The 13,759-nt window shown below is 61.9% G+C and carries 12 protein-coding genes and 5 tRNA genes; 5 read left to right on the top strand and 12 right to left on the bottom strand.

Annotated features, from left to right (window positions below; all coding sequences use genetic code 11):
• Positions 1-92 precede the first annotated feature (92 nt).
• From ACNQP3_RS07240 to ACNQP3_RS07220, 5 genes are all read right to left on the bottom strand, one after another.
• Positions 93-168: transfer RNA gene (locus tag ACNQP3_RS07240), tRNA-Gly, on the bottom strand.
• Between the two features lie 84 nt (positions 169-252).
• A tRNA-Gly gene (locus ACNQP3_RS07235) sits at positions 253-328 on the bottom strand.
• A gap of 3 nt (positions 329-331) precedes the next feature.
• A tRNA-Glu gene (locus tag ACNQP3_RS07230) sits at positions 332-407 on the bottom strand.
• Between the two features lie 91 nt (positions 408-498).
• Positions 499-574: transfer RNA gene (locus ACNQP3_RS07225), tRNA-Gly, on the bottom strand.
• Positions 575-576: 2 nt separating this feature from the next.
• A tRNA-Glu gene (locus tag ACNQP3_RS07220) sits at positions 577-652 on the bottom strand.
• 333 nt (positions 653-985) lie between these two features.
• Here ACNQP3_RS07220 and ACNQP3_RS07215 point away from each other — a divergent pair.
• The gene (locus tag ACNQP3_RS07215; protein ID WP_060494484.1) at positions 986-1,753 is read left to right on the top strand and encodes a hypothetical protein; all 768 of its coding nucleotides are present in this window, start codon (positions 986-988) and stop codon (positions 1,751-1,753) included.
• 158 nt (positions 1,754-1,911) lie between these two features.
• Here ACNQP3_RS07215 and ACNQP3_RS07210 read toward each other — a convergent pair whose 3' ends face one another.
• Together ACNQP3_RS07210 and ACNQP3_RS07205 are read right to left on the bottom strand one after the other, a co-directional pair.
• A complete protein-coding gene (locus ACNQP3_RS07210) occupies positions 1,912-2,394 on the bottom strand; it encodes a GAF domain-containing protein (protein ID WP_060494485.1) in 483 nt (160 codons plus the stop codon).
• Positions 2,395-3,282 carry an ATP-binding protein gene (locus ACNQP3_RS07205; protein WP_060494486.1) on the bottom strand — a complete coding sequence of 296 codons (888 nt, stop codon included), beginning with the start codon at positions 3,280-3,282 and terminating at the stop codon, positions 2,395-2,397.
• Between the two features lie 76 nt (positions 3,283-3,358).
• Between ACNQP3_RS07205 and ACNQP3_RS07200 the strand changes: the two genes are divergently transcribed.
• A complete protein-coding gene (locus ACNQP3_RS07200; protein WP_012271126.1) occupies positions 3,359-5,716 on the top strand; it encodes a hybrid sensor histidine kinase/response regulator in 2,358 nt (785 codons plus the stop codon).
• On the opposite strand, the gene ACNQP3_RS07195 is transcribed toward ACNQP3_RS07200, so the two are convergent.
• A complete protein-coding gene (locus ACNQP3_RS07195; RefSeq protein ID WP_060494487.1) occupies positions 5,706-6,194 on the bottom strand; it encodes a glutathione peroxidase in 489 nt (162 codons plus the stop codon). The two genes, ACNQP3_RS07200 and ACNQP3_RS07195, sit on opposite strands and share 11 nt — an antisense overlap.
• A gap of 13 nt (positions 6,195-6,207) precedes the next feature.
• Positions 6,208-6,603, bottom strand: a complete 396-nt coding sequence (msrB, locus tag ACNQP3_RS07190) for a peptide-methionine (R)-S-oxide reductase MsrB (RefSeq protein WP_060494488.1) — start codon at positions 6,601-6,603, stop codon at positions 6,208-6,210.
• Positions 6,604-6,770: 167 nt separating this feature from the next.
• Between msrB and ACNQP3_RS07185 the strand changes: the two genes are divergently transcribed.
• Together ACNQP3_RS07185 and htpX are read left to right on the top strand one after the other, a co-directional pair.
• The gene (locus tag ACNQP3_RS07185) at positions 6,771-7,982 is read left to right on the top strand and encodes a pyridoxal phosphate-dependent aminotransferase (RefSeq protein WP_012313392.1); all 1,212 of its coding nucleotides are present in this window, start codon (positions 6,771-6,773) and stop codon (positions 7,980-7,982) included.
• 228 nt (positions 7,983-8,210) lie between these two features.
• Positions 8,211-9,098, top strand: coding sequence for a protease HtpX (htpX, locus tag ACNQP3_RS07180; protein WP_012271122.1), 888 nt, complete (start codon positions 8,211-8,213; stop codon positions 9,096-9,098).
• A 54-nt stretch (positions 9,099-9,152) separates the two neighbouring features.
• Here the strand turns inward: htpX and ACNQP3_RS07175 are convergent, their stop codons facing one another.
• Positions 9,153-9,803 carry a thiopurine S-methyltransferase gene (locus ACNQP3_RS07175; protein WP_060494489.1) on the bottom strand — a complete coding sequence of 217 codons (651 nt, stop codon included), beginning with the start codon at positions 9,801-9,803 and terminating at the stop codon, positions 9,153-9,155.
• Positions 9,804-9,904: 101 nt separating this feature from the next.
• On the opposite strand from ACNQP3_RS07175, the gene ACNQP3_RS07170 reads away from it, so the two are divergent.
• Positions 9,905-10,672: a DODA-type extradiol aromatic ring-opening family dioxygenase gene (locus ACNQP3_RS07170; RefSeq protein WP_179028103.1), complete on the top strand. Its 768-nt coding sequence runs from the start codon at positions 9,905-9,907 to the stop codon at positions 10,670-10,672.
• An 85-nt stretch (positions 10,673-10,757) separates the two neighbouring features.
• On the opposite strand, the gene ACNQP3_RS07165 is transcribed toward ACNQP3_RS07170, so the two are convergent.
• Positions 10,758-12,431 carry a DEAD/DEAH box helicase gene (locus tag ACNQP3_RS07165; protein WP_264316890.1) on the bottom strand — a complete coding sequence of 558 codons (1,674 nt, stop codon included), beginning with the start codon at positions 12,429-12,431 and terminating at the stop codon, positions 10,758-10,760.
• Positions 12,432-12,896: 465 nt separating this feature from the next.
• Complete coding sequence (locus ACNQP3_RS07160) at positions 12,897-13,652, bottom strand: spermidine synthase (protein ID WP_264316889.1); 756 nt, start codon at positions 13,650-13,652, stop codon at positions 12,897-12,899.
• Positions 13,653-13,759: the final 107 nt, after the last annotated feature.

Below are 13,759 nucleotides of genomic sequence, written 5' to 3'. Positions count from 1 at the left end.
CGCGAACGCGATGTTCGCACAGGCGGGGCGCAAAAATCAGGCACGCAAAAACGCAAAAAGGAACCCGAAGGTTCCTTTTTGCGTTACATGTTTGGAGCGGGAAACGAGACTCGAACTCGCGACCCCGACCTTGGCAAGGTCGTGCTCTACCAACTGAGCTATTCCCGCATTGTGAAACTTTACCGCTACGGCGTGAAGCGCCATCAAGACCTTCACCACCACTGCACCGCATAGACGCCACAGTATTTAAACTGGAGCGGGAAACGAGACTCGAACTCGCGACCCCGACCTTGGCAAGGTCGTGCTCTACCAACTGAGCTATTCCCGCAAATGGCGTCCCCTAGGGGACTCGAACCCCTGTTACCGCCGTGAAAGGGCGGTGTCCTAGGCCACTAGACGAAGGGGACACACAACACTTTTCAGTGCACCAGGTTTGAACCTCACGATTCAGCCTGGGTTTTCTTTTCCTGCCCCGCCGTTAAGCGTTGCCGGAGAAACTGGAGCGGGAAACGAGACTCGAACTCGCGACCCCGACCTTGGCAAGGTCGTGCTCTACCAACTGAGCTATTCCCGCATTGGCGTCCCCTAGGGGACTCGAACCCCTGTTACCGCCGTGAAAGGGCGGTGTCCTAGGCCACTAGACGAAGGGGACACGCTACAAGCATTACTGCTTGCTTTCACTCCCTGCCGCGTTTCGCTGTGTGCTTTACGCTGCAAGTGGCGCGCATTCTATGGATGGTTGGTACAGGCGTCAACCCCTTTGTAGAAATTTATTTAAATCAATGACTTCCGGGTATACCCAGCGCTGTTTCAGGCAGCCCACAGGCGTTTGCCGTTGATTTTCTGGCGTCAAGTCAGCATTAATGTGCCAGCATCCAGTCATGGCGCAGTTTGCCGATAGAAAAAGAGAATGGCTGCCTGGGCCTCTCGCGAGCACGCTCGCTCCTACACTCAATAATGCAAACCTATTCATGAGGCATTAACGGTGACACCACTTCTGATCACCCTGCTCATCGTGGCGGGCATCGCGCTGCTGATCGTGATCGGCTACCTCAACAATGTGGTCGAGAACGGCAAGCTGGAACGCGCCCGGACGAAGATCGAACTGGCCGACCGCCTGCGCCGCTGTGGCGAAATCACCGAGACCTTCCCCGGCCAGTTCATGACCCCAGCCCTCAAGCTGCTGCTGACACGCCTGGAGCTGAACCTCAACCAGCGCCTGCTGGCGGTGGACAAGCACAATGCCGAACTCAAGGCGCGCATCGCCGAACTGGAAGGGTTGATTGCCCTGGGCGACAGGATACCGGTGAACAACCCGCCGAACCCGATCCACACTGAGGTCAAGGCAAAGGACGTGCGCTTCTTATTGGAGGCCATGCACAACCAGGTGACCCGTGCGGCCCAGGAAGGCTTCCTGGCCACGCCCGAGGCCAAGCACTGGATCAAGGAAATTCGCCATATCCTGGTGCTGCTACATATCGAGTTCTTCAACAACCTCGGCCAGCAGGCCCTGCAGAAAGGCCAGCCCGGCCAGGCGCGGCTGGCGTTCGAGCGCGGCGTGCAATACCTGCGCAAACAGCCGGAGCCGAAGGTGTATGAAGAGCAACTGACCTATCTTGAGAAACTGCTGGCCCGCGCCAACGCCCAGGTGCTGGACCGCATGACCCCGGCCGAGGACGAGCACAACGAATTGACCGACGGGCTCAAGACCGATGAAGAGGAAACCTGGAAGAAGAAGGTGATGTACGACTAAGCCCTGCGCCGTTCCCCTGTAGGAGCGGCCTTGTGTCGCGATGGGCCGCAAAGCGGCCCCGGCGACTTCAGCGTTAATGCATAGATCCGGGGCCGCTTTGCGGCCCATCGCGACACAAGGCCGCTCCTACAGGGATAGCGCCGGCCATTGGACAGTGGTCAGCAGTCAGTCAGCTCAAGGAAGATCGCCGCCAACCGCTCCAACCCCACCTGATCTGCTTCACTGAACCGCCCAACCTTCGGGCTATCCAGGTCCAGCACCCCAATCAACTTGCCTTCCTTGACCAACGGAATCACCAGCTCGCTGTTGGATGCGCTGTCACAGGCAATGTGCCCTGGGAACGCATGCACATCTTCCACCCGCTGGGTTTGCCGCGTAGCCGCCGCTGCCCCGCACACGCCCTTGCCGAATGGAATGCGCACGCACGCCACCTGGCCCTGGAACGGCCCCAGAACCAGTTCTTCGTTTCGGTTCAGGTAGAACCCCGCCCAGTTCAGGTCGTCCACCTGGTTAAACAGAAACGCCGAAAACTGCGCGGCATTGGCGATGAAATCACGCTCGTCGGCAAACAGTGCCTGCACTTGCGCTGCCAGCAGGTTGTAGCCGTCGAGGCCTGCGCCACTGGCATTGATGTCGATCATTTACTTTTGCTCCAGCAATTGCAGCCCAACCCAATAGCGGGCGAACTGATAGGCACAACGGCCATTACGGTTACCGCGCCCGGTGGCCCAGCGCACGGCGAGGATGTCGAGCTGCTCGTCACGCTGCCAGGCCAGGCCCGCAGGGCGTGCCAACTGGCCGATCCAGTGCTCGACAACATTCAGGAAGTGGTCCTGGGTGAACGGGTAGAACGACAGCCACAGGCCAAACCGGTCAGACAGGGCAATCTTGTCTTCCACCGCTTCGCTGGGGTGCAACTCGCCGTCCACACGCTTCCAGTTCTCGTTGTCGCTCTCTTTCTCCGGCACCAGGTGGCGGCGGTTGGACGTGGCATACAGCAGCACGTTGTCTGGTGCCTGCTCCAGCGAGCCGTCGAGCACGCTCTTGAGCACGCGGTAGTCGCCCTCCCCGGCTTCGAACGACAGGTCGTCGCAGAACAAGATGAAGCGTTGCGGCAACTTCTGCAGTTGCTCCACCACCCGTGGCAGGTCGGCCAGGTGGTCGCGTTCGATTTCGATCAAGCGCAGGCCGGCGCTGGCGTGCTCGGCCAGCAAGGCGCGTACCAGCGACGACTTGCCGGTACCGCGCGAGCCCCACAGCAGCGCGTGGTTGGCCGGCAGGCCGTTGATGAACTGGTGGGTGTTACGCCCTAGCTGGTCACGTTGTTTGTCGACGCCGATCAGGTCGGTCAGGCGGATGTCCAGGCTGACTTCCAGCGGTAGCAGGTAGCCGCTGCGGCCATCGCGCTGCCAGCGGGCGGCCAGGGTGGTGCCCCAGTCGATGTTCGGGCGCGGTGCCGGCAACAGGGGTTCGAGGCGCGCCAGTACCGATTCGGCGCGGTCCAGGAAAGCAATCAAGCGAGCGTCCATGACGACTCCTAACAAGACAGGTGAGATTTCCAGCTGAATGTGTGACAGGCCCGCCAGCTGCCGGGGCTATTCGGCTATGCTTGCGCAGCGCAAGGAACGTGAAACCGGCTCGGGACTCATGGATATCAAGTTCACCAATCGCCTGTCATACAAGCAAGCCCGGTTGACAGTCCTGGTCGGCTTCATCCTGGGAACATTGCTCAGTCTCATCCAGATCGGCATCGATTATGCCAGCGAAGACGCGTCCATCAACCGTGAAGTGCGCGCCTTGCTGCAAATCAGCCACAACCCGGCCTCGCGCATTGCCTACAACATCGATTCCGAGCTGGCGTTGGAGCTCACCCGGGGCCTGCTGCAGTCGCCGGCCATCATCCGCGCCCGGCTGATCGACAACAACGAAACGGTGCTGGCCGATGTCGAGCGGCCAAGGCTGCAGGACCGCTACCGGCTCCTCAGCGACTTCCTGTTTGGTGAGCAGCGCCAGTTCAAAGAGCGCCTGTTCCTGACCCATATGCCAGAGGAATACCTTGGCACCCTGTATCTGGACGTCGACACCTACGCCTTCGGCAGCCGCTTTCTCGACCGTGCCGGCATCACCCTGCTCAACGGCTTCGCCCGCAGCCTGGTGCTGACCGGCATCCTGCTGGCGCTGTTCTACATGATGCTGACCAAGCCGCTGGTGACGGTGATCGGTGCGCTCAGCGGCAGCGACCCGCGAAAACCCCGGCAAACGCGCCTGGAATGCCCGCATGGTCATGAGCACGACGAAATCGGCGTGCTGGTGAAGGTCGCCAACCAGCAGTTCGTCAGCATGGCCACCGAAATTGAACAGCGGCGCACGGCAGAAAACCGCCTGACCCAGTACCTGAACGAACTGGAAGACATCGTGTCGGCGCGCACCGACGAGCTGAAAGCCAGCAACAGCAGCCTCAGCCTGTCCAACCAGGAGCTGGAGCAAGCCCGCCGCCGCGCGCTGGACATGGCCCAGGCACGCGCCGCCTTCCTGGCCAACATGAGCCACGAAATCCGCACCCCGCTCAACGGCATGCTTGGCATGATCGCCCTGGCGCTGGACAACCCGCTGCCCAGTGAACAACGCCAGCAACTGGCAATTGCCCACGATTCGGGCAAGGTGCTGGTGGAGCTGCTGAACGATATTCTCGACCTGTCCAAGTTCGATGCTGGCCAGCTGGAGCTGGAGCGTATCCCCTTCGACATGGGGTCGATGGTGGAAGACACCGCCAACCTGCTGTCGCAGAACACCGCGCAAAGCGTGGAACTCACGTGCCTTATCGCCAGCGACTTCCCTAGCAGCGTGCTCGGCGACCCCACGCGGGTGCGGCAGATCGTCAGCAATCTACTGTCCAACGCGCTCAAGTTCACCCGCTTCGGTCGCGTCGATGTGCGCCTGGTGACGATCGTCGGCGGTGTGCGCCTGGAGGTACGTGACACAGGCATCGGCATCCCCGAAGAGGCCCAGGCGCGCATCTTCCAGCCCTTCACCCAGGCCGGTGCCGGCATTACCCGCCAGTACGGCGGCACCGGCCTGGGCCTGGCGCTGACGCGCAACCTGTGCAAGGCCATGCAGGGCCACCTGCACATTCGCTCCGAGCCGGGCTTTGGTAGCTGCTTTACCGCCGAATTACCGCTGGCCGTGCACACCGAAGCCATCCCGCCGGTGCCCCTGCATGGCCACGTGGCCGCCCTGAGCGCAGGCGGTAGCGGGCTTGATGAACTGCTGCAGAACTTGCTGCCCGCCTGGGGCCTGACCTACCAGCGCCATGACAGCAGCGCCACGCTGGACGGCGCCGCGATCGACCTGTTGATCAGCGACGATGTGGACCACCTGTTCGAACTGCGCCAGGCACTGAAAACCCCGATACTGCTGGTGACCGCCTACGGCAACTTCCTGCCCAACGAGCAGTCGCTGGCCTTGGCCCCGTTGCATCAGCTGGCCCGGCCACTGGCGCGCAACGCCCTTTACCAGACGTTGCGCCGCACCTTGCAAGGCCATGAGCCCGAACACCCGCTGGCCACCCCGGCCATTACCCTGGAGCAAGGCCGCGCGCGGATTCTGCTGGTAGAGGACAACCCGGTAAACCAGTTGGTAGCCAAGGGCATGCTTGCCAAGCTTGGCTGCCAGGTGCAATTGGCCACCCAGGGCGCCGAGGCGCTGGAACTGTTGCAGCATGACGACTTCGACCTGGTGCTGATGGACTGCAACATGCCGGTGATGGATGGCTACGAGGCCAGCCGGCGCATCCGACAGAGCGGCCGCTGGCCCGAACTGCCAATCGTTGCCCTCACCGCCAACGCCATGCCCGAGGAGCGCGAACGCTGCCGGGCGGCAGGCATGAACGACTACCTGGCCAAGCCGTTTCGCCGCGAAGAGCTACTGGCCCTGATCGACCACTGGGTGCCGCTCAACGGCTGAGCAAGCGCTCGATGTCCGCTTCCAGGGCCTGTGGCTTGGTGGTGGGGGCATAGCGCGTGACCTGACCGCTGGCAGGGTCGATCAGGAACTTGGTGAAGTTCCACTTGATCTTCTGCGAGCCGAGCAAGCCCGGTGCACGCTGCTTGAGTTCGACGTACAGCGGGTGGGTGCCGGGGCCGTTGACCTCGATCTTGCGAAACAGCGGAAAGCTCACACCGAAATTGCGCTCGCAAAACTGCGCGATTTCACGCGCATCGCCCGGTTCCTGCTTGCCAAACTGATTGCATGGAAAGCCCAGCACCACCAGGCCGCGCTCGCGGTAGGTTTGCCAGAGTTGCTCCAGGCCCTTGTACTGTGGGGTAAAGCCGCACTGGCTGGCGGTGTTGACCACCAGCAGCACCTTGCCTGGGTAGTCGCCGAGCGTTTTGTGCTCGCCGCCGAGGGTCACGCAGGGGATGTCCAGCATCGATGCAGCCATGATCGGGCTCCGGTCAGTCGCGTGGGCGCAGGTCGATGCACACCGAGTTGATGCAGTAGCGCAGGCCGGTCGGTGGCGGGCCATCGGGGAACACGTGCCCCAGGTGCGCGTCACAACGGGCGCAGGTGACTTCGGTACGGATCATGCCGTGGGAAGTGTCACGGATCTCGATCATGGCGCTGTCTTCGATCGGTGCGTAGAAGCTCGGCCAACCGCAGCCCGAGTCGAACTTGGTTTGCGCGTCGAACAGTGGCAGGTTGCAGCAGATGCAGTGGTAGATGCCGTCGCGGCGTTCACTGTTGTACTTGCCGCTGAATGGCCGCTCGGTGCCCTTGAGGCGGCATACCTGGTATTGCTCGGGGTCGAGCATCGACCGCCATTCATCCAGGGTTTTTTCGATCTTTTTCATGTAGGGACCTCGGCAGGCTGAATTTCACCCCGCGCCGTCTTTTCCGGGGCGCGGGTGGCACGTATATTAGTTGGCTTCGTGTGCCAGGCGTTCAGTCTGGCACCCGCTTCCTGCCGTTTCAAACCTTTCGGCATGGGTTGCGCGTTTTCTCATATCGGGATCCCATCATGCAGTTCAGCAAATCGAACAAGCTCGCCAATGTCTGCTACGACATTCGCGGCCCAGTGCTCAAGCACGCCAAACGTCTGGAAGAGGAAGGCCACCGCATCCTCAAGCTGAACATCGGCAACCCGGCGCCGTTTGGCTTCGAGGCGCCCGATGAAATCCTCCAGGATGTGATCCGCAACCTGCCCACCGCCCAGGGCTACAGTGACTCCAAGGGCCTGTTCAGCGCGCGCAAGGCGGTGATGCAGTACTGCCAGCAAAAGGAAATCGAAGGCGTCACCATCGAGGACATCTACCTCGGCAACGGTGTGTCCGAGCTGATCGTCATGTCGATGCAGGCGCTGCTGAACAACGGCGACGAAGTGCTGATCCCGGCCCCCGACTACCCGCTGTGGACCGCCGCCGTGAGCCTGGCGGGCGGCAAGCCGGTGCATTACCTGTGCGACGAGCAAGCCGACTGGTTCCCCGACCTTGAAGACATCAAGGCCAAGATCACCCCGAACACCAAGGCCCTGGTGATCATCAACCCGAACAACCCGACCGGCGCCGTCTACTCCAAAGAGCTGTTGCTGGGCATGCTGGAGCTGGCCCGCCAGCACAACCTGGTGGTGTTCTCCGACGAGATCTACGACAAGATCCTGTACGACGAAGCGGTGCACATCAGCACCGCCTCGCTGGCACCCGACCTGCTGTGCCTGACTTTCAACGGCCTGTCCAAGTCGTACCGAGTGGCGGGTTTCCGTTCTGGCTGGCTGATCATCTCCGGGCCCAAGCACCACGCCCAGAGCTACATCGAAGGCATCGACATGCTGGCCAACATGCGCCTGTGCGCCAACGTGCCGGCCCAGCATGCCATCCAGACCGCGCTGGGCGGCTACCAGAGCATCAACGACCTGGTATTGCCGCCAGGCCGCCTGCTGGAACAGCGCAACCGCACCTACGAGCTGCTCAACGACATCCCCGGCGTAAGCTGCGTGAAGCCGATGGGTGCACTGTATGCGTTCCCGCGCATCGACCCAAAGGTGTGCCCTATTCTCAACGATGAAAAGTTCGCCCTTGACCTGCTGCTGTCGGAGAAGCTGCTGATCGTGCAAGGTACGGCGTTCAATTGGCCGTGGCCGGACCACTTCCGCGTAGTGACCCTGCCGCGCGTGGACGACCTGGAAGCGGCGATTGGCCGGATTGGCAATTTCCTGCGGACTTATTCGCAGTAGGGTTCGACGGCATTATTGTGGTGGCGCTCGATCTCACAGGCGCCACTAACCTCAAGGCATACCTCGCTTCTTACATCCTGCAACGCTCTATCCCACAGCCCCCGCGCCATCCTCTGCCATACTCCGCCGTACACAGTTTGAAATAGTCGCCCGATTGAATCGGCACGGCAGGCCCCTTATATACCCCGCAGTAAGCGACAACTCATCCGTCAGGAGAACGTAACAACCATGATGCGCATTCTGTTGTTTGTAGCCACCAACCTTGCGGTGGTGCTGGTTGCAAGCATTACCCTGAGCCTGTTCGGTTTCAACGGGTTCATGGCCGCCAACGGGGTCGACCTGAACCTCAGCAGCCTGCTGGTGTTCTGCGCCGTGTTCGGCTTTGCCGGCTCCCTCGTCTCGCTGTTCATCTCCAAGTGGATGGCGAAGATGAGCACCGGCACCCAGATCATCAGCCAACCGCGCACCCGTCACGAACAGTGGCTGCTGCAAACGGTCGAAGAGCTGTCCCGTGAGGCGGGCATCAAAATGCCCGAAGTGGGTATTTTCCCGGCCTACGAGGCCAACGCCTTCGCCACCGGCTGGAACCGCAACGACGCGCTGGTAGCCGTGTCCCAAGGCCTGCTGGAGCGCTTCTCGCCCGATGAAGTGCGTGCGGTACTGGCCCACGAAATCGGCCACGTTGCCAACGGCGACATGGTCACCCTGGCGCTGGTGCAGGGTGTGGTGAACACCTTCGTGATGTTCTTTGCACGCATCATCGGCAACTTCGTCGACAAGGTCATCTTCAAGAACGAAGAGGGCCAGGGCATTGCCTACTACGTGGCCACCATCGTTGCCGAGCTGATCCTGGGCATCCTGGCCAGCATGATCGTGATGTGGTTCTCGCGCCGCCGCGAATACCGCGCCGACGAAGCCGGTGCGCAGCTGGCTGGCACCTCGGCCATGATCGGCGCCTTGCAGCGCCTGCGTGTGGAACAAGGCCTGCCCGTGCACATGCCCGACACCATGAAGGCCTTTGGCATCAATGGCGGCCTCAAGCACGGCCTGGCCGGGCTGCTGATGAGCCACCCGCCGCTGGAAGACCGTATCGAGGCCCTGCGCCGTCGCGGTTGATCCACCTGGTAATGTTGAAAGGGCGACTTCGGTCGCCCTTTTTGCATGCGCCGGTCAGCGCTTGACCCGGTACACCCGCTCCAACAGGCTGCAAGCCCCGGCCTGCAAAAACTTCGGGCTCTCCTGAATAAGCTCCACCACCTCCAGCTCATCCATCTGCCACCCCGCAAACCCCTGCAGCACTTCTTTATCCCCTACTGAAAACGGCGGGCCGCCCAGCAGCGACTGGTCATAATCCAGGGTCACCAGCAACCCCCTGCAGCCCGCAGGCAGCCACGCCGACAGCAACCGCATGTACGCCGCGCGCATCTGCGGCGGCAATGCGATTAGCGCCGCCCGATCATAAAGGCCCACGCAGTCGGCGATATCCTCCGCCTGCAGCGTAAAGAAATCGCCACACCACAGCTCGATTTCGCCACTGCGCCAAACCTCGAAAGCTCCATGCTGCAAAACGTCGGCATCAAGCCCATGTTCACGGAAGAAGCCCTCCACCGCCTGCCGAGACAGCTCCACACCAAGCACGCGGTACCCCTGCCCAGCCAACCAGGCCAGGTCCAGGCTCTTGCCGCACAGCGGCACCAGCACACGACTGGCCGGCGCCAGCTGCAACTGTGGCCAATACTTCTGCAGGTAGGGGTTCACCTGCGCCTGATGAAAGCCAATCTGGTTATCGGCCCACCGCTTTTGCCAGAACGCTGGCTCCATGATCACTCCCGATTTTTAGATGGTTTTCCGGTAAAACTTGGTTTGGATTTCGATGTTTATTTGATCGAAGATGATTGCATCTTAACCTTCAGGACCTTGCCATGCTGCCCAGCCTGTTCATTTCCCATGGTTCCCCCATGCTCGCGCTGCAACCCGGCGCCAGCGGGCCGGCGCTAGCCGGGTTGGCCAATGTGCTGCCACGGCCAAAAGCGGTCGTGGTGGTGTCGGCGCACTGGGAAAGCCGCGAGCTGCTGGTTACCGGCAGCGCACAACCAGAAACCTGGCATGACTTCTACGGCTTCCCACCGGCCTTGTATGCGGTGCAATACCCGGCGCCGGGCGAACCTGCCCTTGCCGGCCAGGTCAGTGAGTTGTTGAAAGCGGCGGGTCTACCCGCGCGGCTGGACGCGCAGCGGCCGTTCGACCACGGCGCCTGGGTACCGTTGTCACTGATGTACCCTGATGCGAGCATTCCAGTGGTGCAGGTTTCACTGCCCAGCCAGATGGGCCCGGCGTTGCAGGTCAAGGTGGGGCAGGCGTTGGCGGGTTTGCGCGACGAGGGCATTTTGCTGATGGGGTCGGGCAGTATCACCCATAACCTTGGGGAACTGGACTGGCATGCCGGGCCGGACGTGATCGAGCCCTGGGCGCTGGCATTCAGGGATTGGGTGGTGGACAGACTGCTGGAAGATGACCAGACATCTTTGCTGGATTACCGCAAGCAGGCGCCCTATGCGGTGCGCAACCATCCCAGTGATGAGCATTTCCTGCCGCTGTTCTTTGCCCTCGGGGCTGGGGGCAAGTTTGGGGTGGTACACCAAGGGTTTACCCTGGGGGCGCTGGGGATGGACATTTATCGGTTCGACTGAAGAGCGCAGGGCGCGCTTTGCGCCGTAAAATCCCACAGGCAAAAAAATCCCCAGCCTAGGCCGGGGATTTTTCATTGCGCAAGGATCAATCCTCGCGGTAGCGACGCAGCTTCAGCTGCTTGCCAGCCACGCGGGTGTCCTTGAGCTTGGACAGCAGCTTCTCCAGGCCGTCTTCCGGCAGCTCGACCAGGCTGAAGCTGTCGCGTACCTGGATACGGCCAATGGCGTCACGCGCCAGGCCACCCTCGTTGAGGATCGCGCCCAACAGGTTCTTGGCAGCGATACCGTCACGGGCACCCAGGGCGGTACGGCAACGTACACGGCCTTCGGCCAGCGGCAGCGGCGCGCGGCGCTCGCGGTCACCACGGTCAGGGCGCTCGCCACGGTCAGGACGCTCGCTACGCGGGGCACCAACGCCCGGCACCAGCGGCTGCTCACGCTCTACCGCAGCCAGGTCCAGCGCCTGGCCATTGGTGGCTTTGCGCAGCAAGGCCGAAGCCAGGGCACGCGCACTGCAACCCAGGTCGCTGGTCAGGCGGTCGAACAGCTCGCCGTGGGTGGCTTCAGCTTCAGCTACCAGTGGCGCCAGGCTCGACGTCAGCTTCTTGATGCGAGCATCCAGCACGGCCTGAGCATTCGGCAGGCGCGCTTCGGCAACTTTCTGCCCGGTAACACGCTCGATCACCTGCAGCATGCGGCGCTCACGCGGGGTGACCAGCAGCAATGCGCGGCCATCGCGACCGGCACGGCCGGTACGGCCGATACGGTGTACGTAGGACTCCGGGTCGTACGGCATATCAACGTTGAACACGTGAGTGATGCGCGGTACGTCCAGGCCACGGGCAGCGACGTCGGTAGCAACGACGATATCCAGGCGGCCATCCTTGAGCGAGTCGATCACACGCTCACGCTGGTTCTGGGCGATGTCGCCGTTAAGCGCGGCAGCCTTGTAGCCCTTGGCTTCCAACGCGGCGGCCAGGTCCAGGGTGGCTTGCTTGGTGCGCACGAAGGCGATCAGTGCGTCGAACTCTTCCACTTCCAGCAGACGCAGCACAGCCGGGATCTTCTGGTCGGCGTGGACCATCAGGTGGGCCTGCTCGATCGCGGTAACGGTCTGGGTCTTGGTCTGGATCTTGACGTGCTTGGGTTCGCGCAGGTGACGCTCGGCGATCGAACGGATCGACGACGGCAGGGTAGCGGAGAACAGGACGGTCTGACGGGTAGCCGGGATTGCGTCGAAGATCACTTCGAGGTCATCCATGAAGCCCAGCTTCAGCATCTCGTCGGCTTCGTCCAGTACCAGGTACTGTACGGTCGACAGGACTTTTTCGTCACGACGCAGGTGGTCGCACAGACGGCCCGGGGTGGCCACGACGATTTGCGCGCCATTACGGATTGCGCGCAGCTGTGGGCCCATCGGGGCACCACCGTAGACGGCGACAACGTTAACGCCCGGCATCTGCTTGGCGTAGGTTTCGAAAGCGGTAGCAACTTGCAGCGCCAACTCACGGGTTGGCGCCAGGATCAGGGCTTGCGGTTCGCGCTTGCTCACATCGATCTTGTTGAGGATCGGCAGGGCGAAGGCAGCGGTTTTGCCGGTGCCAGTCTGCGCCTGGCCGATCATGTCGTGACCGGCGAGGATGATCGGGATCGATTGTTGCTGAATGGCGGACGGCTCTTCGTAGCCGGTAGCCACAACGGCAGCAACAATGTTCGGATTAAGATCGAGAGCGGCGAAGCCGCCGGTTTCCTGGGTCATGGGTCTGCCTCTAGGTGCATCCGCAAAGACCCATGCTCCAAAGCTGCACATGCCTTGAAAGACCGTCAGGTCACCCAGGCAGCTTTGGCGGCGGGGATTTGCGAAAACGATTGAAAAAGAAAACTTGGGAAGGTCCGCCTAGCGGACGTGCAGCCGAAGCTGGACTCGGAGGATTTGCACCACCTGATTTTGAGGTCCGCTAAAAGACCGGCGCGTACTATACCCGAAATAGTGGGGGACGTGAGGAATTTTTTCAGGGTGCAGGGCCACTGTCGGGCCATCAATTACTCCTCGCTGAATCGATAATGCCCTGCCCCCCTGACGCGCTCAGTGTAGGAGCGGCCTTGCGTCGCGATAGGGCCGCAAAGCGGCCCCTGCAATGTACGCGGCGAAGCTGAGATCCTGGGGGCGCTTCGCACCCCTTTCGCGACGCAAGGCCGCTCCTACACTGACCGCGTCAGGCATTCAAGTAGCTGGCCGAATCTCGCAAATCAACCCCTCCAGGCTATAACCCAGTCGCGGCGCCAGCGCCTCGGCCCGGGCCCGCAAGCCATCCAGGTCCAACGCCTGCTCCAGGTCCGCCGGCACCAGCAAGATCACATTGCCCTCCTTCACCGGCAACTCCCAGTAATGCCGGTGGTACAAGCCGCGCAGCAACGCCGCGCCCAGCGGCTTGCCGTCGTCGGTGGCCCACTGGTTGATCACCAGCCAGCCGCCTGGGTTCAACTGCTGCTGGCAGTTCTCCAGGAAGTTCCATGCCAAGTGCCCCACACCCGGCCCATGGTCGGTGTACAGGTCGACGAACAACAGGTCGGCCTTCTCCGCCGTGGGCAGCAACTCGATGGCGTCACCGATGCGCACGTACAACCGAGGGTCGTCATCCAGGCCCATGTACTCCATGGCCAGGCGCGGCACATCAGCGCGCAACTCGATGGCCTCGATGTCATCAAGCGGCAGAAACTTCATGCACGCCTGGGTCAGCGTGCCGGCCCCCAGGCCAAGAAACAGCGCGCTCTCCGGCTGTTCATGGCACAGCGCGCCCACCAGCATGGCACGGGTGTAGTCGTACTCCAGCCAGCTGGGGTCAGCCGTGAACACGCAGCTTTGCTCGATGGCATCGCCGAATTCCAGAAAGCGGTAGTCGTCCACTTCGTACACGCTGATGACGCCAAAGGCATCCTCCACCCGTGCCAGCAGCCGCTCTTGCCGTTCCGCCGTCATGCTCACCACCCACCCGCGCAAAAACGCGCATTGTCCGCCAACACCCTTGATGCAACAAGCGCAGCGCCAACTGTTACCATGGCCTGAAGCCTACAACCGACAAGACC

It is taken from the genome of Pseudomonas sp. LFS074, from assembly GCF_047978165.1.
GTDB lineage: Bacteria > Pseudomonadota > Gammaproteobacteria > Pseudomonadales > Pseudomonadaceae > Aquipseudomonas > Aquipseudomonas putida_P.
The sequence above is the reverse complement of the archived record's forward strand: the minus strand, read 5'-3'. Positions and strand labels throughout refer to the sequence as shown.

Coding starts and splice junctions, on each gene's coding strand:
- ACNQP3_RS07210 (WP_060494485.1), bottom strand. CDS start 2,394: ATGATCGACATCAATGCCAGTGGCGCAGGCCTCGACGGCTACAACCTG.
- ACNQP3_RS07205 (WP_060494486.1), bottom strand. CDS start 3,282: ATGGACGCTCGCTTGATTGCTTTCCTGGACCGCGCCGAATCGGTACTG.
- ACNQP3_RS07200 (WP_012271126.1), top strand. CDS start 3,359: ATGCTTGCGCAGCGCAAGGAACGTGAAACCGGCTCGGGACTCATGGAT.
- ACNQP3_RS07195 (WP_060494487.1), bottom strand. CDS start 6,194: ATGGCTGCATCGATGCTGGACATCCCCTGCGTGACCCTCGGCGGCGAG.
- msrB (WP_060494488.1), bottom strand. CDS start 6,603: ATGAAAAAGATCGAAAAAACCCTGGATGAATGGCGGTCGATGCTCGAC.
- ACNQP3_RS07185 (WP_012313392.1), top strand. CDS start 6,771: ATGCAGTTCAGCAAATCGAACAAGCTCGCCAATGTCTGCTACGACATT.
- htpX (WP_012271122.1), top strand. CDS start 8,211: ATGATGCGCATTCTGTTGTTTGTAGCCACCAACCTTGCGGTGGTGCTG.
- ACNQP3_RS07175 (WP_060494489.1), bottom strand. CDS start 9,803: ATGGAGCCAGCGTTCTGGCAAAAGCGGTGGGCCGATAACCAGATTGGC.
- ACNQP3_RS07170 (WP_179028103.1), top strand. CDS start 9,905: ATGCTGCCCAGCCTGTTCATTTCCCATGGTTCCCCCATGCTCGCGCTG.
- ACNQP3_RS07165 (WP_264316890.1), bottom strand. CDS start 12,431: ATGACCCAGGAAACCGGCGGCTTCGCCGCTCTCGATCTTAATCCGAAC.
- ACNQP3_RS07160 (WP_264316889.1), bottom strand. CDS start 13,652: ATGACGGCGGAACGGCAAGAGCGGCTGCTGGCACGGGTGGAGGATGCC.